Origin of the sequence: Dechloromonas hortensis (assembly GCF_009469765.1) — a bacterium.
Classification (GTDB): domain Bacteria; phylum Pseudomonadota; class Gammaproteobacteria; order Burkholderiales; family Rhodocyclaceae; genus Azonexus; species Azonexus hortensis.
In genome coordinates, this window is the sequence record NZ_SSSQ01000014.1 from 92,473 (window position 1) to 115,975 (window position 23,503).

Sequence of the window (23,503 nt, forward strand, 5' to 3'; positions counted from 1 at the left end):
GAAATGAAGCAAGCCATCGTTTCAATCGTCATGGGCGCCGTGTTGCTGACAGGCGGCGCGCCCTGGACGGGCAACCATCTCGCCCATGCCGGTCTGCCCGACCTGTTCGGCAAGGCGCAACGGCCGCTCCCCAAGGGGGCCTTGCAGGTGCAGGACCTGGAGGCCGATCCGAAAGGCTTCAAGGGCAGCATCCTGGTGCGCGGTGTCGTCGCGAAGGTCTCGCCCTACGACCCGCAGCTGTTCGCCCTGATCGACTCGCGCGAAGCGAGGGTCTGTCAGGACCTCAATTGCGCCAAATATTACCTGCCGATCAAGGTCAAGGACGCCAAGCTCAAGCCCTGGGATGAACTCAACGTGCGCGGCACGATGGCCGAGGATCCCGCCAAGAAGCTCATCTATCTTCAGGCCGACTCGGTCGAGAACCTGGGGCCGATCAAGAAATGAACCTTGGCAAACTGGTCTGGCGCAACCTGCTGCGCCGACGCGGCCGTTTCATCTTCACCTTGGCGGGCGTCAGCGTCGGCATGGCGGCCTTCGTCGCCCTGATGACCATCGGCCAGGGCTTGACTGGCGAAATCAGGAAACAGGCGCAGGGGCTGGGCGCCAATCTGGTGGTCACGCCCAAGGGCTGGTGTGCCTATGAGCAAATCTCGGTGCTCACCGGGGAGCAACTGCCCGAGGCGATTCCGATGTCCGAGTTGGAGAAGATTCGCGCCGTGCCGGGTGTGAAGAGCGCGGTTCCCTACCTCAACGAGAAGACTGCATTTCGTAACCAGCCGGTGCCGGTGATCGGCATTTGGCCGCAGGAGATGCGCACGCTGCAGAAGTGGACGGTCGAGTCCGGGCGCTATTTCAACGCCCCGGACGAGCGCGCAGTGGTCATCGGCGCGGCCATCGCCAAGCAGTTCCAGCTCAAGCCGGGCGACGAATTCACCGTGCGCGGCAAGCCGCTGCCGGTGATCGGCGTGCTGCGCGAGGCGGGCACCAAGGACGACATCGCCACCTTCATTCCGCTGCCTCTCGCCCAGCAGATCTACGAGGTGCAGGACAAAGTGTCGTTCATCGCGGTCCAGGTCACCGACCTCGAACAAATGGAAGCGGTGAGTCTCAACATCCAGGAAGTCGCCAATGTCGCGGTGGTTTCCGACAAGCAATTGCTCGCCTCGATCCTGTCCATCGTCGGCACCGTCGGCGCCGCGATGCAGGCGGTGGCAGCCGTGGGCGTACTGGCGGCTGCCTTCGGCATCGTCAATACGCTGCTCACGGCCGTCTATGAGCGCCAGCGGGAAATCGGCATCCTGCAAGCCATCGGCAGCACCCGGCGCACACTGTTCCTCGCCTTCATGCTCGAATCCGGGCTCTACGGCCTGCTCGGTGGGCTCCTGGGCACGGCTCTGGGTGTCCTCGGTGCCTACCTGTTCGGCCCCGCCCTCACCGACAACGCGTTCACCGCCTCACTGCGCCAGTCGCCGACGCCGGCGCTCGACGAGGTAACGATCCTCTTCACGCTGGGATTCTCGGTGGGCCTCGCGCTGCTCGCCGGGCTCTACCCGGCGTACCGGGCGGCCAAGCTCTCGCCGGTGGAGGCGATGCGCCATGTCTGAGGCCGTCATCGCACTGGAAAGCGTCAGCAAGACCTACGGCAGCGGCGCCGCCACGACGCAGGCGGTCTCGGACGTTTCGATGAGCGTGGCGCGCGGCACCTGGGTCGCCATCATGGGGCCGTCCGGCCACGGCAAGAGCACGCTGCTGCAACTCATCGGTGGCCTGGACCGCCCGAGCGCCGGCCGCATCGTGCTGGACGGCGCGGAGATCGGCAGCCTCGACGCCACGAAACTTGCGGCGGTGCGCGGCCGGAAAATCGGCTTCGTGTTCCAGTTCTTCAACCTGATGCCGTATTTGACGGCGCTGGAGAACGTCGAGATTGCGCTGTGGCTCGGCGGTGCGGCCAAGCGCAACGGACGCGCCATGGAACTGCTGGAACACTTTGGCCTGGGCGACAAGGCCCACCACCTGCCGGGCATGCTCTCGGGTGGACAGCAGCAGCGCGTCGCCATCGCCCGGGCGCTGGCCAACGACCCCGACATCCTGCTCATGGACGAGCCCACGGGCAACCTGGATTCCGCCGCCGAGGCCGAACTGCTGACCTTGCTGGACGGCTTGCACCAGGCCGGCAAGACGCTCCTCATGGTGACCCACAATCCGGCGGTGGCGGCGCGCGCCGAGCGCGTGCTGCAGGTCAAGGACGGCCGGATCGTCGCGGATACACGCAATGGGACGGTTTAGAAGGCTCGGGCGCGGGCTGCGTTGGGCGCTGCTGGCGCTCGCCCTGGTCATGCCCTGGCATGTGCCCGTGCAAGCCGCGCCAGAGGCCCCCGCGTTCACGACCCTGGACGGGAAAAAAATCCGCCCCGGCGAGTTGCGCGGCAAACTTGTCCTGGTCAATTTCTGGGCGACGAGTTGCGGTGTCTGCCTGCAGGAAATGCCCGACCTGATCGCCACCTGGCGCCGCTATCGCAGCCGCGGCTTCGAGGTAATCGCGGTCGCCATGTCTTACGACGAGCCGGAGCAGATTCGCGCCTACATGGCGAAGCGCAGTCTGCCCTTCCCGGTGGTATTCGACCGGGACGGCGCGCTGGCGCGGGAGTTCGAGGGCGTGCGCGCCACGCCGACGACCTTCCTCATCGACCGCGCGGGCAAGCGCATTTCCAAGACCGTCGGCATCATCGATTTCGAGAAGTTGCGAGCCTTCCTCGAATCGGCCGCTGCGTCCGGTTGAAACAAGGGTAACGATTGAACCACGCAAAAGAGGACCAAGCATGACTCACACGATGACGAAACTGAAGCTGCACACTTTCCTGCTGGCGCTGCTGTCGCTCGCAGGGACGGCCGCCGCCTGGGCGGCGGAGCCCTTGCCGCCCGACCAGGCCTTCAAGCTGAAGGTTTCCTTTCGCGGCCCGAACACCGTGATCGCCGAGCTGGCGCCGGCGCCCGAGCACTACCTCTACAAGAGCAAGATCATCTTTGCCCTGAAGAATGCGAGCGGCGTGACGATCCGCCAGGTGCAACTACCGGCCGGGGAGGTCAAGAACGATCCAAACTTCGGCCAGATGGAGGTGTACCACAAGCCGATCAAGGCGGAAATCGCCTTGGACCGGACGCCCACGGCGAAGCGTCTGACCCTGCTCGCCCGCTACCAGGGTTGCAATGAGAAGCTGGGCGTGTGCTATCCACCGATCGATAAATCGGTGGACCTCGTGTTGCCATAGCCCACCTCTGTGGGCCAGAGGGCAGAGTCGGCGAGCAGGATGCCAAGTTCGCCCCGAATGCGGCAGCAGCCATGAAATCTACCAACACCTACGCACGGATGACTGACCATGCCCCGCCGCAGTTTGTTGACTCCTGCCGAGCGCACCGGCTTGCTTGCCTTCCCAACAACTGACGACGAATTCATCCGGCATTACACCTTCTCGGAACCCGACCTGTCGGCCATTCGCCAGCGACGCGGCAATCACAACCGGCTCGGTTTCGCGGTGCAGTTGTGTTATTTGCGCTATCCCGGCTTTGTCCTTCCAACCGACGCGGAGCCACCCGCGCCCTTGCTGTCCATCGTCAGCCGCCAATTACGTGTCGAGCCCGACATCTGGCCACAGTATGCCCAGCGAGCGGAGACCCGGCGTGAACACCTGACGGAATTGCAGGCATGGCTGAACCTATCGCCGTTCGCCATTGCCGATTACCGGCGTTTCGTCCACCAACTCGCCGAACTGGCCCAGCAGACAGACCGTGGCATCGTGCTGGCCGAAGCGCTCGTCGAAATGTTGCGACAGCAGCGCATCATCATGCCGGCGCTCGATGTCATCGAGCGTGTGTGCAGCGAAGCGCTCACGCGGGGCACGCGCCAGGTGTACGAGGCGCTGACTGCGCCGCTGTCGGAACATCATCGGCGCGCACTTGATGGACTGCTGGCGATCCGGGAAGGCACCAAGGGCAGCGGTCTCATCTGGCTGCGTCAGCCGCCCGGCCCACCGAAGCCCAAGCATGTGCTGAACCACCTGGAGCGCCTGAAAACCGTCCGCGAACTGTGGCTGCCGGATGGTCTCGAACACGCCATCCACCAGAACCGGCTGCTGAAGCTGGCCCGCGAGGGCGGGCAGATGACGGCGCAGCACCTGCGCGACTTGGAGCCGGCCCGCCGCTATGCCACGCTGGTCGCAGTAATACTCGACACGCGTGCCACGCTGATCGACGAAATCATCGACCTGCATGACCGGTTCATGGGAACGCTGTTCAGCAAGGCCAAGCGTAACCATGCCGACCGCTTCCAGCAGTCCGGCAAGGCGATCAACGACAAGGTGCGCCTGTACTCGCGCATCGGCCGTGCCCTGCTGGACGCCAAGCAGTCGGGCGGCGATCCGTTCGCCGCCATCGAGGCCATCATTCCGTGGGAGGTGTTCAGCGAAAGCATCACCGAAGCGGAAACACTGGCCCAGCCGGAGGACTTTGACTTCCTGTCCCTGGTCGGCGATGGCTTCACCCAGCTTCGGCGCTACACGCCAATCTTGCTGGAAGCGCTGACCATGAAGGCCGCACCGACAGCGCGGGAGCTGCTGGCCGGCGTCGAAGTGCTGAAAGGCATGAATGAGCGCCAGGCGCGCAAGGTGCCGGACGATGCACCGACCTCATTTGTGCGCAAGCGCTGGGAAAATCTGGTGCGTACGGCGGACGGATTGGATCGCCGTTTCTATGAGCTGTGTGTATTGTCGGAGCTGAAGAATTCGCTGCGCTCAGGCGATATCTGGGTACAGGGATCGCGGCAGTTCAAGGACTTCGAGGAATACCTGTTGCCGGCACCGCGCTTCACGGCGCAGCGCGAACAGAAGGAGCTTGGCCTCGCTGTCGAAGTCGACTGCGAGCGCTTCTTGCAGAACCGACTGTCGTTGCTGGAACGAGAGCTGGCGACCGTAGAACGGCTCGCCACCGCCAACGAATTGCCCGATGCCGCTGTCACCAGCAGTGGCCGCCTCAAGATCACGCCGCTGGATAATGCTGTCCCGGACGAGGCCGACGCGTTGATGCAGCAGGCTTACAGCCTGTTGCCGCATTTGAAGATTACCGAGCTGCTGCTGGAAGTCGATAGCTGGACGGGCTTCACCCGCCACTTCAAGCACCTCAAGAGCGGCGCGGCAGCCGACGACCAGCACCTGCTGCTGACGACCATTCTGGCCGATGCCATCAACCTGGGCCTGAGCAAGATGGCCGAATCCTGCCCCGGCACGACCTACGCCAAACTGACCTGGTTGCAGGCTTGGCATATCCGCGACGAAACCTACTCGGCCGGGCTGGGCGAACTGGTCAATGCGCAGTTCCGGCAACCGTTCGCTGCCTATTGGGGCGATGGCACCACGTCGTCGTCGGACGGCCAGAACTTCAAGGCCGGCGGTCGAGGCCAGTTCGCCGGCCAGGTGAACCTGAAATACGGCCAGGAACCGGGCGTGCAGTTCTACACCCACATCTCCGACCAGTACGCGCCGTTCCACACCAAAGTCATCAACGCCACGGTGCGCGACGCCACCCACGTTCTGGACGGCTTGCTATATCACGAGTCGGACTTGCGCATCGAGGAGCACTACACCGACACAGCAGGCTTCACTGACCATGTATTCGCGCTGATGCACCTGCTCGGTTTCCGTTTCGCACCGCGCATCCGCGACTTGGCCGACAAGCGCCTGTACATCCACGGTGACGCGAAACAGTATCCGACGCTCGCCGGCCTGATCGGCGGCAGCGTCAATGTGAAGCACGTCCGCGCGCATTGGGATGAAATCCTGCGGCTGGCGGCGTCGATCAAGCAAGGCACTGTCACCGCCTCATTGATGCTGCGCAAGCTCGGCAGCTATCCGCGCCAGAACGGTCTGGCGGTGGCGCTGCGTGAGTTGGGGCGCATCGAGCGCACGCTCTTCGCGCTCGACTGGATGCAGAACGTCGAATTGCGCCGGCGCGTGCAGATCGGCTTGAACAAGGGTGAGGCCAAGAACGCGCTGGCCCGCGCCGTGTTCCTGAACCGGCTCGGCGAAATCCGCGACCGCAGTTTCGAGAACCAGCGATATCGCGCGAGCGGCCTCAACCTAGTGGTCTCTGCCATCGTGTTGTGGAATACGGTCTACCTGGAACGGGCGGTGCAGGCACTGCGGGATTCGGGGAAAGATGTGGACGACAAGCTGCTGCCACACCTATCGCCGCTGGGCTGGGAGCATATCAATCTGACCGGCGATTACATCTGGCGGCAGAGCAGGCAGGTCGAACAGGGCAAGTTCAGACCACTACGGATGCTCGGCGAGGCTTAGCGTACGTTTTTTTCCGTTTCGTGAGCAGACCCCAGTGACGATGAAGAGGCCCAATATCTTCAGGAACTCCAACATGCTTTTCTCCTTGAACCGTTTCATTGTAGCCGCTTGACCTTGTAGCGACTCAAGGGTTTTTAATGGCATCAACGAACAGGAGATTGCCATGCCCCCCCATGCCGAGAAGCACCGATCCAATGAGCCTGAACGCTGCGCGTGTTCAGGTGGCTGTACGACTGATACGACCTCCACTCAGGATGCGCCGCGTGTCTCCGTATCCCACTCCTCAGGGAAATCGAGCGTTTTTCGGATTCCCGCCATGGACTGCCCGAACGAAGAAAACGATATTCGCAAGGCACTAGCAGGCATCGATGGGATTCGGTCGCTACGCTTCGAACTGGCTGCCCGGACCCTGACCATTGATGCCGAGCAGTCCGTCCAGAAAAGTGCGTTACAGGCCATCCGTCAGCTCGGTTTTGAAGTGTTGCCCATTGAGCATGAACAGACCGAAGTCCCATCAGGTCTCGGCGAGATCAGTAAGGCCTTGATCGCCCTGGCATTGGCCATCGGAGCCGAGGCGTTGGATTTCTTTGCACCCGATACCCTGCTGTTCAAGGGGCTGGGCATGGCGTTGGCAGCGGCTGCCATTGCCTTCTCCGGATTCTCCACTTATCGCAAGGGATTGTCCGCATTGCGGCGCGGCCAATTGAACATGAACGCCCTGATGGGCGTCGCCGTGACTGGCGCTTTCCTGATCGGTCAATGGCCGGAAGCAGCGATGGTCATGGCGCTTTACGCCATCGCCGAACTCATCGAGGCCCGGTCCGTCGATCGGGCACGCAACGCTATCAAGGGGCTCCTCGCCTTGGCCCCGGAAACCGCAGAGATTCGCCAAGGCGATGGTGGCTGGCTGGAGACGCCGGCCGACAAGGTCGTCATCGGTGCACTGGCACGGGTCAAGCCTGGTGCCCGCATCCCGCTGGATGGACGAGTGACCGCCGGCAGCAGTGCGGTCAACCAGGCGCCGGTCACCGGCGAGAGCATTCCTGTCGACAAGACAACTGGCGATCCCGTTTTCGCCGGCACTATCAACGAGACCAGCACGCTGGAATTCGAGGTGACGGCTGCCGCCAACAACACGACCCTGGCCCGCATCATCCATGCCGTCGAGGCAGCCCAAGGCACGCGGGCTCCCACCCAGCGCTTCGTGGATCGCTTTGCCGCCATTTATACGCCGGCCATTTTTGCGATTGCCGTGGCCGTGGCCATTTGCGGCCCCTGGCTGTTCGATTGGATGTGGACACAGGCGCTCTACAAGGCACTGGTTCTCCTGGTAATTGCCTGTCCCTGTGCGCTAGTTATCGCTACGCCGGTTACAGTTGTCAGCGGACTGGCCGCAGCCGCTCAGCGCGGCATCCTGATCAAGGGCGGCGTCTATCTGGAAGAGGCCCGTAAACTGCGCGCCATCGCTCTCGACAAGACCGGCACCATCACGGAAGGCAAGCCTCGTCTGGTAGCCACAGAGGTGCTGTCCCCCTTCGATCCAGAAGCAAAGGTGCTTTCCTGGGCCGCCAGCCTGGCCGGTCATTCGGACCACCCCGTTTCGAAGGCTATCGCCACCGGCCTGAACCTGCCGGAAAACGGCCTCACCGACTTCACCGCGCTTCCCGGTCGCGGCATCGAGGCCCGCCTGGACGGGCATACCTTGATTCTTGGTAACCATCGCTTGATCGAGGATCGTGGTCTGTGCAGCCCAGAGATCGAGGCGCGTCTTGCCGTTCATGAAAGTCAAGGGCGAACCGCCACTCTGCTGGCTACCGAGGATCGGGTACTGGCTATCTTCGCGGTGGCTGACACCATCAAGGAAAGCTCGCGGGAAGCGATTACCGATCTGCATCGCCTTGGTGTCACGTCGGTCATGCTCACCGGCGACAACGTAGCAACCGCAACCAGTATTGCCCGCCAGGCGGGAATCGACGATGCACGAGGCAACCTGCTGCCGGAGGACAAGCTGGCTGCTATCGAGGAACTGCAGGGGCGCTATGGCCCGACGGCAATGACCGGCGACGGTATCAACGATGCGCCCGCCCTGGCACGTGCCGATATCGGTGTTGCCATGGGCGCTGCCGGCACCGATACCGCCATGGAGGCCGCCGACGTGGTCATCATGAACGACGATTTGCGACGTATCCCGGAAACCATCCGTTTGTCCCGCCAGACACACGCCGTGCTCTGGCAGAACATCGCACTGGCCTTGGGCATCAAGGTCGTATTTCTCGGGCTCGCGGTGTTCGGAAATGCCACGATGTGGATGGCGGTATTTGCTGACATGGGCGCCAGTCTACTGGTCGTCGCTAACGGCCTGCGAACGTTGCGAACCTCTGCGCCGCAAACCAGAGACTGAAGACCCGTTGGCCTGCATCGACGAAAGCAGCGAGGCCGTCAGCAGGCCAGTCGTACGCCTATTTCGGTCTCGCCATCGGCGGATATTGCGAATGCCGCCCCGTCATGCATCCGGGCAATCGCGCTAACAATGGCGAGACCCAGTCCATGATTTTGGTGGCCGTGGCTACGTGACGTGTCTACGCGGAAAAAGCGATCGAAGATGTGGGGCTGGCTTGCAGCAGGAATCGGTTCCCCCTGGTTGATCACCGAGAGCTTTAGTTGTCCATCTGCTTCCGGCGCTATCCGGATCAAGATTGCACTTCCGTGCTCAGCATACCGGGCCGCATTATTCAGTAAATTGGACAGTACGCGCCGTAGCAGTGCAGCATCGAATAGGCCGGATGCATCACCTTCAATCGACAACTGAAGGTCGGACTCAATCAGCACTGCTTCATAGTAGTCAGCCACCTCAGTGCAGAGTTGGGCGAGGCTTTGAACGGGTATCCGCCGGGCTTTTGCACCCCGGTCGGCTTGCGACAGGAACAGCATGTCATTAACGATGCCCGACAGCCTGTGCATTTCTTCGAGATTCGCACCGATGCAATCACGCAGATTTTCATCCTTGTCGTTGCTACGCAAAGCCAATTCACTGCTAGCGATGATATTCGCCAACGGCGTTCTCAATTCGTGCGCTACATCGGCATTGAATCCTTCGAGTTGCTGGTAGGCTTTTTCCAGTCGATTTAGCAAATCGTTGAACTGATCGACAAGCACTTGTAGCTCGGCGGGAATCCCCTCAGTTTCCAACCGTTTGTCGAGGGAAAGTATTGCGAGACAGCGTGTTTGCTCAGCCAGTGTCCGAATGGGGGTCAGTCCAAAATAAACGAGCAGGTAACCGCCCACGGTGATCGCAGTACTGCCGATCAATGCAGCCCCCCAAAGAATGGCTGCGAGGCGATCCAGAATAGCCTCGTCGGGTGCAGTGTCGAGCGCCAATTCGGCAACGGCAAAATCTGTCCTCGAAGCTTCCTCGGGGAGTGCAAGCGAGAGAAAGCGCGCTTTTAACGGCCAAGCACTTGGCGTCGAAATGAAACGAGCCCCACCCAATCTATCGAGTAACTTGAGATGCAAGTCCCGATTGATCTTCAGAAGATCTTCCAGGTCATGTTCCAGTGTTCCCGGTTGCAGGTGTGCCGGCGTTTCTTCAAACAGGTGCTGAATTGCCGTACTGAGCTTTTCAAGGCGTAGATCCTGTTGTGACTCAAGATTAATTTTGACCGAGAAAAATACTCCGAGACACAAACATCCAAGGACACCCAAACTTAGTGAGGCGAGCCAGCGTACAAGGCGACCGCTCAGCGTCGGGTTAATCTGTTTGCCAAGTTTCATTCGCGCATTTCGAGGACATAACCCATGCCTCGTACGGTGTGCAGTAGTTGGAGCTCGAAGGGTGTATCCATTTTGGCGCGAAGTCGCTTGATCGAAACTTCGACTACATTGGTGTTGCTGTCGAAATTCATATCCCAAACCTGCTCGGCAATCTCGGTACGCGATAGCACCTCGCCTTGTTTCCTCAGAAACAGAGAAAGTAGCAGGAACTCCTTGGCACTCAGGTCGATACGCTGACCATTCCTGGAGACCTTACGGCGAGCCAGATCCATTTCAAGATCGTGCAATGCCAGACGGTTCGACGTGCTTTCCGGTTGATGCTGTGCCGAGCGGCGCAGCAGTCCCTGGATTCGAGCGATCAGCTCAGAAAAGGCGAACGGCTTGACCAGATAATCGTCGGCGCCAGTCTGCAAACCGTTGACCCGGTCTTCCACTTTACCCAGCGCGGTCAGCATCAAGACCGGGGTTTGTTTTTGGGTACGCAGGGCAGCCAGCAAGGCAAGTCCGTCCATGCCAGGCAGCATGGAGTCCAAGATGATGACGGAGTAATCAAACTCCAGACTCATGTGAAGTCCGGTTACTCCGTCATGGGCAAGGTCGACAACGAAGCCTGCCGTACCCAATCCTTTTTGCAGGTACTGGGCAAGCTTTTGCTCATCTTCGACAACCAATAGTTTCATTTCTTTCCAAATCGAAAGATGTCAATTTTGTAAACTTCCTGTTGGCGTTCTGTCAGTGCTGTTTTTTTATAGTTCACCTATGCCGTTCAGTTGTTCGGCATACATCAAAACCGATGAACGAAACATCAATGAAGGAGTTCCATCATGAACGTCAAACAAGCCCTTTCCATCCCCATACTTTGTGCCGGTTTGCTCCTGTCAGGTCAGGTGTTGGCCGACTCGGTCATGCACAGCACGCCGGAGGGCGCGACAAAATTCTACCCGGCGCACGGTTCGGGCAGCAAATCCGCCCAGCAAGTGCAACAGGAACTCGATGACTTCAAACGCAATCCAGTAAGTGCGGACGGCCAGTATCGTTATGTCGGCGGTGATCAAGGCTGGGTGCTGATTCCGCACGAATATGCCTATCGCGATGGGAAATGGCAACACGTCGACAAACTCCAGCACAACACACCTGCACCATCTGTGCAAATGACGCCGGAAGAAAAGAAGCAACGCGAGGCGTTGTACCAGGGTGGTTAATTCCGCACCGAGGACGGATATGTTGCCCATCGGACGATGACCAGGAAAACCCTGGTCATCAGCAACTCGCCTTTCCATACGTTACCCCCTGCAGGCTTACTGCTTGAACACATTTTGTTCTGTTACCATTCATCCCATGCGTCGCTGGCTATCTATTTTCCTGTTGATTGTTTTGCCGCTCCAGATTTCCTGGGCGGTGGCAGCGACCTATTGCCAGCACGAAACGGGATCGACGAAGCACTTTGGTCATCACGACCATAAGCATCAAGCCGAGGATGGCGAGAAGCTTGCGAAAGGCTCGGTCTCTGATGTGGACAATGATTGCGCAGTCTGCCATGCAGGCTGTGTTGCAGCATTGACCTCGTTCAGCAGTTTGCTGCCCAAGGTTGGGGCTGTTGCTGATCATTTTCGGACAGTCCAGCTTTGGGCTTCCCCACCAGACGAACAGCCTGAGCGTCCTAACTGGTCCATCTCCGCCTAATCGGCGGGGCTTGGGCATTTCCCAAATCTAATTGCTGCGGCCTAAGCCGCGTGCTGTGCCACTCTGTCAGTCAGATGGCGCCCCGCCGATTCCCCAACGTGTATTTCATCACTGGAGAATCGGATGTACCCAAGAAATTTTGCTGTCACGTTGCTACTCCGAACCTTGTTCGGACTCTCAGTGCTTGCCAGCACAAACCTATCGGCGCAGATGCAGGACGCGCTGTCTGTTGCGACGTTTGCACCTGCGCTCGCCAAGGAACCATCTGGTTCCTTGACCTTATCGGCGGCCATTGATCTCGCGCTAACGTTCAACCCGGAATTATCAGCAGCCGCGAACGAATTGCGTGCGGTCGAAGGGGCTGTGATCCAGGCGGGGGTTCTGCCTAATCCGGAAATTTCGACTTCCGTTGAAGATACGCAGAATAAGGCCACGCGGACCACAACTATCCAGCTGAGCCAACGGATCGAGCTTGGTGGCAAGCGCTCGGCTCGAATTGCATCTGCCGAGCGGCGCCGTGATGTAGCAGCAGCCGATCTGGCAGCCAAACGCCTTGACATACGCGCAACCGTGATCGGGGCCTTCTTCGATGTTCTGGTTGCTCAGGAGCGTATTCAACAGGCCGAGGACTTGCTCGGCCTGGCCCAACGCGCTACCCAGGCGGCTTCACGACGTGTGACTGCCGGCAAAATCTCGCCGGTTGAGGAAACAAAAGCCCGTGTCGCGGAAGCCTCGGCACGAGTGGAGTTGAATCAGGCACAACGCGAACTGGTGTCGGCCCGCAAGCGTTTGGCCGCAAGTTGGGGAAGTTCGACACCACGGTTCGAACAGGCCGAAGGGCGTACCGATTTGTTGCCGCCGATCCGCTCCACCGAAGAAATCACCCGCCGCTTGAATGCATCTCCGGCACTTCTTCGAGCGCGCCATGAAGTCGATCGTGTTTCTGCTCTCGCGGACTTAGAGCGCTCCCGCCGAATTCCCGACGTTACCGTCAGCCTGGGATCCAAAAAGGTTGAAGAGCTTGGGCGCAACCAAACCATTGTGGGTGTCTCAATTCCCTTCCCAATCTTCGACCGTAATCAGGGCAATGTGCTTGAGGCGCAGCGTCGAGCCGACAAGGCACGGGACGAGTTCAGTGTTACCGAGGTTCGTTTGGGTACGGAGGTAACACAAAACGAGGAACGTCTAAAAGCCCTGGTTGTTGAAGCACAAGCCTTGCAAAGCGAAATCATGCCGGGCGCCCGTAGCGCCTATGAGGCCGCCAGCAAAGGATTTGAGCTGGGGAAATTCAGTTTTCTGGAAGTATTGGATGCCCAACGCACCTTCTTTCAGGCGAGAGCCCAATACCTGAGAAGTTTGTCCGATGCTCATCGGACCGCTGCCGAACTGGAGCGCTTCCTGGGCTCCATCGATTCAATGCCATCTGTCGTACCCAGCCGTCCGTAGGAGCACGTCGTGAAAATGAATTTCAACAAGAACACCTTTAACCTCACCAAAAAGCAAGGGATCGCCATTGCCGTGATCTTGGCGACCGGAGTTGTCGCGGGCACCTGGATACTGGGTGGCAATACCTCCCAGCCCGCTGGAGAACAGCCTGAACACGCCAGCCACGCCGAAGCCAAGGGCCATGCCGATGCCGAGCATCATGGCAGTAAAGCGGTCGATGGACACGACCATGCCAAAGAACACGGAGATACAGAGCACCATGAGGCTGAACCAAAGTCGGGGCCGCATGGTGGCAAATTATTTTCCGAGGATGGTTTTGGTCTGGAATTGCTGTTGTCCGAAGATGGTGGCGAGCCTGGCTTCCGTGTCTGGTTGTTCCAGCAAGGAAAGCCACTTGCACCAACTGTGGCAAAAGTTTCGGTAGCACTGACGCGACCGGGCGGGGAGAAGCAGGAAGTCCTCTTTTCAGCCGAGAAAGACTACCTGAAAAGTACCAGCCAAATTGCAGAGCCGCATGTGTTCGAAGCCTCCATATCGGTGCTAATGGGAAATACCCCATTCCTGTTCATCGATACCCGGGAAGAAGGAAAAATCGAGCTAACGGACGAGCAAATTAAAGCTGCTGCCATCGGTATCCAGAAGGCCACTCCCGCCAAAATCAAAACAGCGGCTCAGCTTCCCGGCGAAATCCGGTTTAACGAGGACCGTACCGCGCATGTTGTACCCCGTCTTGCCGGAGTCGTCGAGAGTGTTCCTGCCAATCTGGGGCAAACAGTCAAGCGCGGTCAGGTTCTGGCTGTGATCGCCAGCACTGGCCTTTCGGAGCAACGCAGTGAACTTCTAGCAGCGCAGAAGCGTTTTTCGCTCGCCAAATCGACCTATGAGCGTGAGAAGAAGCTCTGGGAAGAAAAGATCTCTGCCGAGCAAGACTACCTGCAAGCCCAACAAACTTTAAGGGAAGCCGAAATCGCCGTTGCTAACAGCCAGCAAAAGTTGATTGCGCTGGGTGCCAGTGCCACGGTTTCGGGCAGCCTCAATCGTTATGAAATCCGCGCACCTTTCGACGGCATGGTCGTGGAAAAACACATCGCACTTGGCGAGGCAGTCAAGGAAGATGCCAGTATTTTCACAATTTCCGACTTGTCTTCCGTATGGGCGGAGATTGTCGTTCCTGCCAAAGATCTGAACGTCATCCGGGTTGGTGAAAAGGTTGTTGTTAAGGCAACTGCCTTCGACTCGAAAGCCGAAGGCAGCATCTCCTACGTGGGTGCATTGCTCGGACAGGATACGCGCACGGCCAAGGCGCGGGTCACTTTGGCCAACCCGAAGATGGCTTGGCGTCCTGGATTGTTCGTGAATATCGAAGTCGTTTCCAGTGAAGCCGAAGTTCCAGTCAGCGTTCAAACCGACGCCATTCAGACGATTGGTGACAAGAGCGTCGTTTTCATCAAGGTGCCTGACGGCTTCGTTGCACAACCGGTGACCTTGGGCCGTTCGGATGGCAAATTCATCGAAGTGGTTAGTGGAATGAAAGCAGGAACCCCTTATGCAGCGTCAGGCAGCTTCGTCCTGAAGTCGGAACTCGGCAAGGGTAGCGCCGAGCACAGCCACTGAGGCGAGGGAGAACAACATGTTTGAACGCATCATCCGCCTCGCCATCGAACACCGCTGGCTGGTTCTATTGGCCGTCTTCGGCATGGCTGGCTTGGGAATCTATAACTACCAGCGCCTGCCGATTGACGCCGTACCCGATATCACGAATGTTCAAGTGCAGATCAATACGGCAGCGCCGGGCTATTCGCCGCTCGAAGTCGAGCAGCGAGTGACCTTTCCGGTCGAGACCGTCATGGCCGGCCTGCCTCACCTGGAGCAGACTCGCTCCCTGTCGCGTTACGGGTTGTCGCAGGTTTCTGTGATTTTCAAGGATGGAACGGACATCTATTTTGCCCGCCAACTAGTCAATCAGAGGATTCAGGAAGCCAAGGAAAAACTCCCTGCCGGAATAGCGCCGGCAATGGGGCCCATCTCTACTGGCCTGGGTGAAATATATCTCTGGACGGTAGAAGCAGAGGACGGCGCCAAAAAGCCGGATGGCACTCCCTATACACCGACTGATTTGCGCGAAATACAAGATTGGATCATCAAGCCGCAACTGCGCAACGTGACAGGCGTGACTGAAATCAACTCGATTGGTGGCTTTGCCAAAGAGTATCAGGTAGCACCCAGCCCGGAAAAGCTGGCTTCCTACGGCCTGACACTTCAGGACGTGGTAATCGCCATCGACCGCAACAACAGCAACGTCGGCGCCGGTTATATCGAGAAGCGCGGCGAACAGTATCTGATTCGTGCTCCTGGCCAAGTGCGTAGCATCGAGGATATTCGTAACGTCATCCTGGGCAATGTCCAGGGCGTGCCGATCCGTATCCGCGACGTGGCCGATGTTGGCATCGGTCGTGAGCTACGTACAGGTGCCGCCACTGACAACGGGCGTGAAGTCGTTCTGGGTACCGTGTTCATGTTGATTGGCGAGAACAGTCGCACCGTCTCACGGGCGGTCGACCAGAAAATGGTCGAAATCAACCGCAATCTGCCGGAAGGCATCAAGGCAGTGACAGTCTATGACCGTACCGTCCTGGTGGACAAAGCGATCAATACCGTCAAGAAGAACCTTCTGGAAGGGGCGATCCTAGTCATCGTCATTCTATTCCTGTTCCTCGGCAACATGCGGGCAGCTGTAATCACCGCCATGGTGATCCCGCTCTCCATGCTGTTTACCTTTTCGGGGATGGTGACCTACCAGATTAGTGCCAACCTAATGAGCCTCGGCGCTCTTGACTTCGGGATCATCATCGATGGTGCAGTCGTCATTGTAGAGAACTGTGTTCGCCGTTTGGCCCATGCCCAGGCACATCACGGGCGACCGTTGACCCGGACCGAGCGCTTCCACGAAGTCTTTACCGCTTCGAAAGAGGCTCGCCGAGCGCTGCTATTCGGTCAGCTCATCATCATGATCGTCTATCTGCCGATCTTCGCGCTCACCGGCGTCGAAGGAAAAATGTTCCACCCCATGGCCTTCACCGTGGTCACCGCGCTCGTAGGTGCCATGATCCTCTCCGTCACCTTTATTCCCGCTGGCGTCGCACTGTTCATCGGTGAAAAGGTGGATGAAACGGAAAACTTCCTGATGCGGTCAGCCAAGCGTTGGTATGAGCCTGTTCTGGCTGGCGTCATGGCGAACAAGCCGGTGGTGCTGGTCTTCACGGCGGTCATGGTTCTTCTCTCAGGCTTGGTCGCGACGCGCATGGGGAGCGAATTCGTACCGAGCCTGAACGAAGGCGACTTTGCGATTCAGGCACTGCGAATTCCTGGAACCAGCCTTTCGCAGTCAGTAGCCATGCAGCAACAGTTGGAAAAGGGGCTCAAGGCGGAGTATCCGGAAATCGACAGGATTTTCGCGAGAACAGGAACGGCCGAAATTGCCTCCGATCCGATGCCACCCAATATTTCGGATGGCTACATCATGTTGAAACCCGAAGCGGAATGGCCAGAGCCACGGAAATCTCGGGACGAACTGCTGGCCGCTATCCAAAAAACCGTTGGAAAACTGCCGGGGAATACCTATGAGTTTTCCCAACCGATCCAGTTGCGCTTCAATGAGCTGATCTCCGGGGTACGCAGCGATGTTGCCATCAAAATATTCGGTGACGACATGGATGTAATGAACGATACGGCCAGCAAAATTTCTGCTGTATTGGAAAAAATCCCGGGTGCTTCCGAGGTCAAGATCGAGCAGACGACGGGCTTGCCTATGCTGACCGTGAATATTGACCGGGAGAAAACGGCTCGCTACGGACTCAATATTGGAGATGTCCAGGATGCGATCTCGACAGCAATTGGTGGTCGAGAGGCTGGAACCATGTTTGAAGGTGACCGACGCTTCGATATTGTCGTACGTTTGCCGGATAGCCTGCGTTCAGATCTCGAATCGCTAAAGCGTTTGCCGATTGCTTTGCCGAAGGGGGCTTCTGCTGGGAATGGGGTTGATGTACGCACGACCTACATCCCATTAGGGGAAGTCGCCAGTCTCGAACTCGCACCGGGTCCGAACCAAGTTAGCCGGGAAAACGGCAAGCGTCGCGTTGTTGTTAGTGCCAATGTTCGAGGACGAGATATCGGTTCCTTCGTTGGCGAGGCTCAGAGCCGTCTAGCCGAGGTCAAGATTCCAAGCGGCTACTGGACGGCCTGGGGCGGAACTTTCGAACAGCTGGAATCGGCCTCGAAACGTCTCAAGATCGTCGTACCCGTGGCCTTGCTGTTGGTATTCACGCTGCTATTCGCGATGTTCGGGAACGTGAAAGATGGGTTGCTGGTGTTTACAGGCATTCCGTTTGCGCTGACAGGCGGCATTGTCGCACTTTGGCTAAGGGATATTCCGCTCTCGATCTCGGCAGGCATCGGTTTTATCGCCTTGTCGGGTGTAGCGGTGCTGAACGGCCTCGTGATGATTTCCTTCATCCGTAATTTGCGTGAAGAAGGTCGCTCCCTGGATGATGCCATTCACGAAGGGGCGCTGACCCGATTGCGTCCTGTGCTGATGACGGCATTGGTCGCCTCGCTCGGTTTTGTCCCCATGGCGATTGCGACAGGTACCGGTGCGGAAGTCCAACGCCCGCTTGCCACCGTGGTGATTGGTGGAATCTTGTCGTCGACGGCGCTGACGCTTCTCGTGTTGCCGCTTCTATACCGCCTTGCTCACGGCAAAGACGCCGACGAGGAGGACTTCACGAAATCGATAGACGAGCCATCTGAAGCCTAGCGTTTTCTGTTCGTGACCGGGGGCTCCGTGCCGGATTCGGCATAAACCGTCGGTCACCCATTCTTCCACTCAAATACGGAGGCTGTTATGGGATTTTTTGAAAAACTCTTGCGAGGAGTCGGCGATTCGCATGGCGGAGATCATCATGGCCGCGAACGGAACAGCGGACATCATGGCTGGGGGAATCGTTATCCCTCAAATTCAGCGCCACCCACCAATAGCGCTACCGGTGGCCCCTCATGCCCGAAGTGCGGCTCTGCGACCAACCCTGGGGGACGCTACTGCACCCAATGCGGCGCAGCCTTGGTGCCCAGCAATTGTGCGGACTGCAATGCGAACCTCGCCCCGGGTACTAAGTTTTGCCCGAATTGCGGCAAGGCGCAGCAGTCCTGAGCTTGGTGTCATCCCTCATGGTCAAGCACATGATCCACAGCCACCTTGGGTTCCAGTTCCTCATGCTTACTCTGGGGCTGATTCTGACTTTTCTGGTGCTTTACGGATGGTTTTGCTGGCGGGAAGGCAGGCGCGGTAAGGCACCAAAATATTCAAGAAACCTTCGGCGTCGTCTCCAGATGACGAAGCAGAAATGGAAGCGACGCCCCGATGATCAAGGAGGGGCCGCATGAGTGCGAGTCACACCCACGCGCTCCCGAGCACCGAGAATGAACGTGCCCTGCGCTTTGCCCTGGCGCTGACTGGCAGTTTCCTTGTTGCCGAAGTCATTGGCGGCGTACTGACCGGCAGCTTAGCTCTCATCTCGGATGCCGCGCACATGTTGACCGATGCTGCCGCGCTCGCCATCGCATTGGCAGCCATCCGCATTGCCCGGCGCCCGGCCGATCGCCGGCGAACCTATGGCTATCACCGCTTTGAGATTCTGGCGGCAGCCTTTAATGCCATGCTGCTGTTTGCCGTGGCGCTCTACATCCTGGTTGAGGCTTACCGACGATTCACCTCCCCGCCCGAAATCCATTCGGTTGGGATGCTCGTGGTCGCCAGTATCGGCCTCATCGTCAATCTGATCAGCATCCGCCTACTGAGCGGGGGACAGTCAGATAGCCTCAACGTGAAGGGTGCCTATCTCGAAGTGTGGAGCGATCTTCTGGGCTCGATCGGCGTGATCGTGGGCGCGGTGGTGATTCAGCTAACCGGCTGGTCCTGGGTAGATCCGCTTGTGGCTGTAGCCATCGGCCTCTGGGTTTTGCCACGCACCTGGATCTTACTGAAGGACAGTCTCAACATCCTGCTCGAAGGCGTGCCCGAGGGCATCGACTTAGGAGAGGTAGAGCAGGCCATGCTGGTCGTTCCAGGCGTACTCGGCATCCATGACCTGCATCTCTGGGTGCTGACGACCGGCAAGACCAGCCTGACCGCGCATGTGGTTTACGACCAGACTTACTCCCCCGAGGAGGTTTTGATGCCCGCCTTACAGACGGTGTTGGCCAACCGCTTCAAGGTGGTCCACACGACGCTGCAATGCGAAACAAAACCCTGTGCGCACCAATCGGAAGGCTGCACCTACGTCGGCAGCACATCCGAGCACAACGATAAGCCAAATGACCATTAACCGATTTATCAACTGACATGGAGCTCCCATGAAACCTTCCACGGTACTCTCTGCTTTACTCTTTGCTTGCTTCGTCAATCTGGCATCCGCTGCGGACGACCATAAGGGCCATGCCCACAACGAGAAACCGGGCCAGGCCCACACCCATGACGCCAAGCCACAGCACGGAGGCGTCGTATCGGTCATCAAGGACATCAACTACGAGCTGGTGGCGAAGGCTGATTCCCTCACGCTCTACGTGACTGATCACGACCAGCCTGTCGATACCCGGAATGCGTCAGCTACCATAACGCTGCTGTCTGCATCAGACAAGACTGAAGCCAAATTGCTGCCAGCTGGAAGTAACCAGTTGCGTGCCCAAGGAGCCTTCAAGATCCAAGCCGGCACAAAGGCTGTCGCCTTAGTCAAACTCGGTGACAAGCCTGGCCAGAGTGTCCGTTTCGTCCTGAATTAGGCGATGGTCACCGCACCGCCCACTCGTTCACTGACAGCCAAGGCAAGGCGTCCGGTGCACAGCGTGGGCGATGCGTTTCCACAAATTGTTTTTCTCGCGGATACGGAGGCGGCTGGCTTCTTCCACGGGGCCGCCTTAGCAAGCTTCGCCGAGGCCTTTCCTCCTACGATCCTTGGTTTCAAGGAAGGCATCGGAATATTAATTCAGCAGTCGCGAGTAACCAGCACCCAACCAGAAATCGGACACAGCCAGTAGCCCCCACAGCCGTATTTCATCCAAGGAGTTTCTATGCCTGAGATTTCACCTTTGTTCCCTGCAAGACAGGCGGAAATTATTGGAAATGCTGCACTTGGTGCGTCCGATACAGGTGAAGAAAAAAGCTCAGCGGCATTTTCAAGCATCCTTGAAAACGCCATTTCGCGTTCGGCGGCTGCCAATGTTGCCTCAAGCGGGAATCTCGACCCTACCGGAAAATTGGCTCTTGGCACTACCCATTCATTTCACTTACCAGCGAACGAGAAACGGCTTAGGCAAGAAAATGGGGATTTCCAACAAACAATGCTCGGAATAAGGGCCTATAGGCAGCAAATTCTTGCGTCTAATATCGCCAACGCTGACACCCCTGGCTACAAAGCGATGGATATTGATATTGCTGAGGCCGCTGGTGGCGAGCAATCTCCTCTTCTTCAATTGAACGCCTCCTCGCCAGGGCATTTGAAGGGCAATTTTTCTTGGCAGTCGCCACCCGTTAGCCTGAAATATCATGTTCCCTCTCAGGCTGCGGCTGACGGAAATACCGTTGAAATGGATGTTGAGCGCCAGAAATTCGCAGAGAACTCATTGATGTATCAATTCTCCCTTGATCGGGTTGGTGGTGAGTTCAAGCACATGAAAGAGCTATTTCAATCACTGAAATAACAGGGGTCTTTTGTGTGTCGGTCTCGTTTCGTTTTTCAACCCCTCGGCATTACCTAACGGAACTTCGAATCTCTGAGTCACGTTTTTGAAAGCCTTTGGGCAGAAATTGTCAGGAAGCAAACCTGCCATTTCGTACCATCCCCACATGGCTTTTCCGCTCAGTCGCCCATCACAACCAATAATCAACCATTATCGCGTCTGAAACTTACGATTGTCTAAGCATTGAATTTCGTTGATTTAGTATGTAATATCATATTATGTAATACGGTACGAAATTCGAGGATGCCATGGCCAGAGCTGGAATCTACAAATCAGAAGTCGTCAGAGCACGTAACAACCTATTGGCGATGGGACGTTATCCATCGATCGATGCCATCCGTGGCGAATTGGGGAATACCGGCTCGAAAGGCACGATCCACCGCTATCTGAAGGAAATCGAGGAGGAGGAAGGTGGGAGTACCGGTACCCAGGTCGCGGTCAGTGAGGCCATTCAGGACTTGGCCGCCAGGCTCGCCGAACGCCTGCATGAGGAAGCCGATCAACGCGTGGCGGCACTGACCGACAAGCACAAGGCAGAAATCGCTGCGCTGAACGACACTACTACCGCGCTACGTCATGAAGTCGAATCCTTCCGCAGCCAGTCTGAGCGCCAAGCCCTGGAGTTGGCGGCAGAAAAAACGGCCCACGCCGAAACCCTGGCCACGCTTCAGGAAGAGAGAATTGTTCGGGCGCAAATGGCTCAGCGCATCCAGGACATGGAGGGGCAACAGGCAAAGGATGAAGCGCACCGTGTATCACTGGAAGAAAAGCACCAGCATGCCAGAGAGGCGCTGGAGCATTTCCGCACGGCGGCGAAGGAACAACGGGAGCAGGATCAGCGACAGTTCGAGCAGCAGATCCAGTTCTTGCAGGGCGAACTGCGTGCAACCAAGGAAACGGTGAACGCGAAACAGCAGGAACTCATCCGCAGCCACCAGGACAATGCCCGTCTTTCCAGTGAGCAGGGTCATCTTCGCAGCGAGTTGCATCGTCTGGAAACCGAGGTTCGACCACTACGTACTGCCTTGGAAAAATTGGCTGTTTCCGAACTCAAAAATGAACAGATGGAAGAACGCCTGGCCCAGAGTGCCGCACGCATTGATGAACTGGTCGTGGAAAACCAAAGCAGCACAGAAAAATTACAGGATGCGAATCAAGCTGGGCTCCGCCTGGAGACTGAATTGACCGCAGCAAAGGCTGTGTTGGCCAGCCAGGAACAAATTCTGCAAAAGCTCACCGTCAATCAGGCACCGGCAACGAAAAGCAGCGGACCGCGCAAAGAAAGTGCCGAGAACCAAGAATCGCTCTTTGACCCGGGAAAGTAATAAGGGAGGTCAGCGTCGTGCGGCTTTTTTGGGCAAGCCAGGATGCTGTTTGCCAAGAGCATCTGGTGGCTTGGTCTAACGCTACCATGCTTATCAGCGAACCAGAAACAGAGGGATACATGGAGTCCAACGAGTACATTCGCCCACCTGGAACCTACTACGACATCGTTGCACATCCGATCGATAGGAGGCGTGCAATCGAAGTGGCGATCGTTCAGGATCATCGTTTCGCTTTCTACTATTGGCTCAAGTGGCGCAACAAGCAGGCTGAGCAGCCCAATCCGCCAACACTGATTTCTCTGGACTGGCATCAAGATCTTGCTCAACCCTGCGACCTCGAATGCGAGTGGCTCAGCACGCTTGATACGACCGACTACAAGGCTGTCGGTTACTTTTGCTGGGATAAGTTACATGCCTTAAACGATGGCCACATCCTGGCTGCGGCTTACCTCAATCTGATTGGCGACATCCACGTTGTGCAAAAGCAACGTGATGAATGCCCAGAGGATTTCGTGGATATCGAAGGGCGGAAGCATCTGGTCTGTTGTTATGACTCCGTGGAGCAGCTAACCGAGGCGATCTCAGGGCAAGAGCACCATTCGGTGATCCTCGATATCGACTTGGATTACTTTACCGAAAGTCCGGACCCATGTGGAGGAGGCGACAAGCTTCAACTGGTCGGCCAAGACGAAATCCAGGCATGCCTTGATCCAGCAAGCCCGTTCATGTCGTGGATTCTTCCGCGAATGACGGGAATGACCATCGCGACCGAGCCAGAATTCTGTGGCGGGTTGATGAACTCGAACCACTTGTTCAACGTGGTGTGCAGCACGTTGTTTGATCCGCCACTGTTGAGTCACAAGGCCGGCTGGCGCCATCAGTCTAAATAGTCGACGCCAGATTTTTTACGCTAAATCCGATGGTTAGCAGAGTTTTTCGAGGATTTCACATGAATCCCGGCCGACCCTCAGACATAGCCGAACAGTCCATGCATCGTGATAGATGGCCTGTGATTCAACGTGATTTTGTCCATTTTGGTTTCCGTCTTGTGGCGTAGAGGCTTTTGACGGTTTAGTCAAAGGAACTGACAGCCTACGTACAACACATGACATAACCATGAACGGCAAATGACTGCCG

At 57.7% G+C, this 23,503-nt stretch carries 21 protein-coding genes; 19 read left to right on the forward strand and 2 right to left on the reverse strand.

Annotation, left to right across the window (positions count from 1 at the left end):
* Positions 1 to 3: 3 nt before the first annotated feature.
* The 7 genes from GH663_RS18125 (at position 4) to GH663_RS18155 (ending at position 8,748) form a co-directional block, all read left to right on the forward strand.
* Entirely contained in the window at positions 4 to 444 is a 441-nt protein-coding gene (locus GH663_RS18125; RefSeq protein ID WP_170291455.1) for a hypothetical protein, read from the forward strand.
* Positions 441 to 1,604, forward strand: a complete 1,164-nt coding sequence (locus tag GH663_RS18130; protein ID WP_153133042.1) for an ABC transporter permease — start codon at positions 441 to 443, stop codon at positions 1,602 to 1,604. The genes GH663_RS18125 and GH663_RS18130 overlap by 4 nt, the downstream gene beginning before the upstream one ends.
* Positions 1,597 to 2,286 carry an ABC transporter ATP-binding protein gene (locus tag GH663_RS18135; protein WP_153133043.1) on the forward strand — a complete coding sequence of 230 codons (690 nt, stop codon included), beginning with the start codon at positions 1,597 to 1,599 and terminating at the stop codon, positions 2,284 to 2,286. The genes GH663_RS18130 and GH663_RS18135 overlap by 8 nt, the downstream gene beginning before the upstream one ends.
* Positions 2,273 to 2,779: a TlpA disulfide reductase family protein gene (locus GH663_RS18140; protein WP_211371199.1), complete on the forward strand. Its 507-nt coding sequence runs from the start codon at positions 2,273 to 2,275 to the stop codon at positions 2,777 to 2,779. The genes GH663_RS18135 and GH663_RS18140 overlap by 14 nt, the downstream gene beginning before the upstream one ends.
* A gap of 40 nt (positions 2,780 to 2,819) precedes the next feature.
* Positions 2,820 to 3,269: a protein-disulfide reductase DsbD N-terminal domain-containing protein gene (locus GH663_RS18145; RefSeq protein WP_153133044.1), complete on the forward strand. Its 450-nt coding sequence runs from the start codon at positions 2,820 to 2,822 to the stop codon at positions 3,267 to 3,269.
* A 108-nt stretch (positions 3,270 to 3,377) separates the two neighbouring features.
* A complete protein-coding gene (locus tag GH663_RS18150) occupies positions 3,378 to 6,347 on the forward strand; it encodes a Tn3 family transposase (RefSeq protein WP_153133045.1) in 2,970 nt (989 codons plus the stop codon).
* 163 nt (positions 6,348 to 6,510) lie between these two features.
* A complete protein-coding gene (locus GH663_RS18155; RefSeq protein WP_153133046.1) occupies positions 6,511 to 8,748 on the forward strand; it encodes a heavy metal translocating P-type ATPase in 2,238 nt (745 codons plus the stop codon).
* Positions 8,749 to 8,786: 38 nt separating this feature from the next.
* Here the strand turns inward: GH663_RS18155 and GH663_RS18160 are convergent, their stop codons facing one another.
* Positions 8,787 to 10,118 (reverse strand): heavy metal sensor histidine kinase, encoded by a 1,332-nt coding sequence (locus GH663_RS18160; RefSeq protein ID WP_153133047.1) that lies wholly within the window; start codon positions 10,116 to 10,118, stop codon positions 8,787 to 8,789.
* A complete protein-coding gene (locus GH663_RS18165) occupies positions 10,115 to 10,798 on the reverse strand; it encodes a heavy metal response regulator transcription factor (protein WP_153133048.1) in 684 nt (227 codons plus the stop codon). Before GH663_RS18165 ends, GH663_RS18160 begins: the two co-directional genes overlap by 4 nt.
* Positions 10,799 to 10,942: 144 nt before the next feature.
* Between GH663_RS18165 and GH663_RS18170 the strand changes: the two genes are divergently transcribed.
* The 12 genes from GH663_RS18170 to GH663_RS18225 all read left to right on the forward strand — a co-directional run bounded on the left by GH663_RS18170 (position 10,943) and on the right by GH663_RS18225 (position 23,256).
* Positions 10,943 to 11,320, forward strand: a complete 378-nt coding sequence (locus GH663_RS18170; RefSeq protein ID WP_153133049.1) for a hypothetical protein — start codon at positions 10,943 to 10,945, stop codon at positions 11,318 to 11,320.
* Between the two features lie 136 nt (positions 11,321 to 11,456).
* Positions 11,457 to 11,801, forward strand: coding sequence for a cation efflux protein, CzcI family (gene czcI, locus GH663_RS18175; RefSeq protein WP_153133050.1), 345 nt, complete (start codon positions 11,457 to 11,459; stop codon positions 11,799 to 11,801).
* 123 nt (positions 11,802 to 11,924) lie between these two features.
* Positions 11,925 to 13,247, forward strand: a complete 1,323-nt coding sequence (locus tag GH663_RS18180; protein ID WP_211371200.1) for a TolC family protein — start codon at positions 11,925 to 11,927, stop codon at positions 13,245 to 13,247.
* A 15-nt stretch (positions 13,248 to 13,262) separates the two neighbouring features.
* On the forward strand, positions 13,263 to 14,861 hold the full coding sequence (locus tag GH663_RS18185; RefSeq protein ID WP_153133069.1) for an efflux RND transporter periplasmic adaptor subunit: 1,599 nt from the start codon (positions 13,263 to 13,265) through the stop codon (positions 14,859 to 14,861).
* A 16-nt stretch (positions 14,862 to 14,877) separates the two neighbouring features.
* Entirely contained in the window at positions 14,878 to 18,063 is a 3,186-nt protein-coding gene (locus GH663_RS18190) for a CusA/CzcA family heavy metal efflux RND transporter (protein WP_153133051.1), read from the forward strand.
* Positions 18,064 to 18,150: 87 nt separating this feature from the next.
* On the forward strand, positions 18,151 to 18,456 hold the full coding sequence (locus GH663_RS21455) for a zinc ribbon domain-containing protein (RefSeq protein ID WP_153133052.1): 306 nt from the start codon (positions 18,151 to 18,153) through the stop codon (positions 18,454 to 18,456).
* A 229-nt stretch (positions 18,457 to 18,685) separates the two neighbouring features.
* Positions 18,686 to 19,630: a cation diffusion facilitator family transporter gene (locus GH663_RS18200; protein WP_153133053.1), complete on the forward strand. Its 945-nt coding sequence runs from the start codon at positions 18,686 to 18,688 to the stop codon at positions 19,628 to 19,630.
* Positions 19,631 to 19,658: 28 nt separating this feature from the next.
* Positions 19,659 to 20,084: a hypothetical protein gene (locus GH663_RS18205; protein WP_153133054.1), complete on the forward strand. Its 426-nt coding sequence runs from the start codon at positions 19,659 to 19,661 to the stop codon at positions 20,082 to 20,084.
* Between the two features lie 3 nt (positions 20,085 to 20,087).
* Positions 20,088 to 20,339 (forward strand): hypothetical protein, encoded by a 252-nt coding sequence (locus tag GH663_RS18210; protein ID WP_153133055.1) that lies wholly within the window; start codon positions 20,088 to 20,090, stop codon positions 20,337 to 20,339.
* A gap of 33 nt (positions 20,340 to 20,372) precedes the next feature.
* Complete coding sequence (gene flgB, locus GH663_RS18215; protein WP_153133056.1) at positions 20,373 to 21,002, forward strand: flagellar basal body rod protein FlgB; 630 nt, start codon at positions 20,373 to 20,375, stop codon at positions 21,000 to 21,002.
* A gap of 287 nt (positions 21,003 to 21,289) precedes the next feature.
* Positions 21,290 to 22,366, forward strand: a complete 1,077-nt coding sequence (locus GH663_RS18220) for a DNA-binding protein (protein WP_153133057.1) — start codon at positions 21,290 to 21,292, stop codon at positions 22,364 to 22,366.
* An 86-nt stretch (positions 22,367 to 22,452) separates the two neighbouring features.
* On the forward strand, positions 22,453 to 23,256 hold the full coding sequence (locus GH663_RS18225) for a UPF0489 family protein (protein ID WP_153133058.1): 804 nt from the start codon (positions 22,453 to 22,455) through the stop codon (positions 23,254 to 23,256).
* Positions 23,257 to 23,503: the final 247 nt, after the last annotated feature.

Bases quoted from the DNA above. Each gene is read 5' to 3' on its own strand.
- GH663_RS18135 (WP_153133043.1), top strand. From the start codon at position 1,597: ATGTCTGAGGCCGTCATCGCACTGGAAAGCGTCAGCAAGACCTACGGC.
- czcI (WP_153133050.1), top strand. From the start codon at position 11,457: ATGCGTCGCTGGCTATCTATTTTCCTGTTGATTGTTTTGCCGCTCCAG.
- GH663_RS18170 (WP_153133049.1), top strand. From the start codon at position 10,943: ATGAACGTCAAACAAGCCCTTTCCATCCCCATACTTTGTGCCGGTTTG.
- GH663_RS18160 (WP_153133047.1), bottom strand. From the start codon at position 10,118: ATGAAACTTGGCAAACAGATTAACCCGACGCTGAGCGGTCGCCTTGTA.
- GH663_RS18190 (WP_153133051.1), top strand. From the start codon at position 14,878: ATGTTTGAACGCATCATCCGCCTCGCCATCGAACACCGCTGGCTGGTT.
- GH663_RS18185 (WP_153133069.1), top strand. From the start codon at position 13,263: ATGAATTTCAACAAGAACACCTTTAACCTCACCAAAAAGCAAGGGATC.
- GH663_RS18165 (WP_153133048.1), bottom strand. From the start codon at position 10,798: ATGAAACTATTGGTTGTCGAAGATGAGCAAAAGCTTGCCCAGTACCTG.
- GH663_RS18130 (WP_153133042.1), top strand. From the start codon at position 441: ATGAACCTTGGCAAACTGGTCTGGCGCAACCTGCTGCGCCGACGCGGC.
- GH663_RS18205 (WP_153133054.1), top strand. From the start codon at position 19,659: ATGAAACCTTCCACGGTACTCTCTGCTTTACTCTTTGCTTGCTTCGTC.
- GH663_RS18140 (WP_211371199.1), top strand. From the start codon at position 2,273: ATGGGACGGTTTAGAAGGCTCGGGCGCGGGCTGCGTTGGGCGCTGCTG.
- GH663_RS18200 (WP_153133053.1), top strand. From the start codon at position 18,686: ATGAGTGCGAGTCACACCCACGCGCTCCCGAGCACCGAGAATGAACGT.
- GH663_RS18125 (WP_170291455.1), top strand. From the start codon at position 4: ATGAAGCAAGCCATCGTTTCAATCGTCATGGGCGCCGTGTTGCTGACA.
- GH663_RS18155 (WP_153133046.1), top strand. From the start codon at position 6,511: ATGCCCCCCCATGCCGAGAAGCACCGATCCAATGAGCCTGAACGCTGC.
- GH663_RS18150 (WP_153133045.1), top strand. From the start codon at position 3,378: ATGCCCCGCCGCAGTTTGTTGACTCCTGCCGAGCGCACCGGCTTGCTT.
- flgB (WP_153133056.1), top strand. From the start codon at position 20,373: ATGCCTGAGATTTCACCTTTGTTCCCTGCAAGACAGGCGGAAATTATT.
- GH663_RS18180 (WP_211371200.1), top strand. From the start codon at position 11,925: ATGTACCCAAGAAATTTTGCTGTCACGTTGCTACTCCGAACCTTGTTC.
- GH663_RS21455 (WP_153133052.1), top strand. From the start codon at position 18,151: ATGGGATTTTTTGAAAAACTCTTGCGAGGAGTCGGCGATTCGCATGGC.
- GH663_RS18145 (WP_153133044.1), top strand. From the start codon at position 2,820: ATGACTCACACGATGACGAAACTGAAGCTGCACACTTTCCTGCTGGCG.
- GH663_RS18220 (WP_153133057.1), top strand. From the start codon at position 21,290: ATGGCCAGAGCTGGAATCTACAAATCAGAAGTCGTCAGAGCACGTAAC.
- GH663_RS18210 (WP_153133055.1), top strand. From the start codon at position 20,088: ATGGTCACCGCACCGCCCACTCGTTCACTGACAGCCAAGGCAAGGCGT.
- GH663_RS18225 (WP_153133058.1), top strand. From the start codon at position 22,453: ATGCTTATCAGCGAACCAGAAACAGAGGGATACATGGAGTCCAACGAG.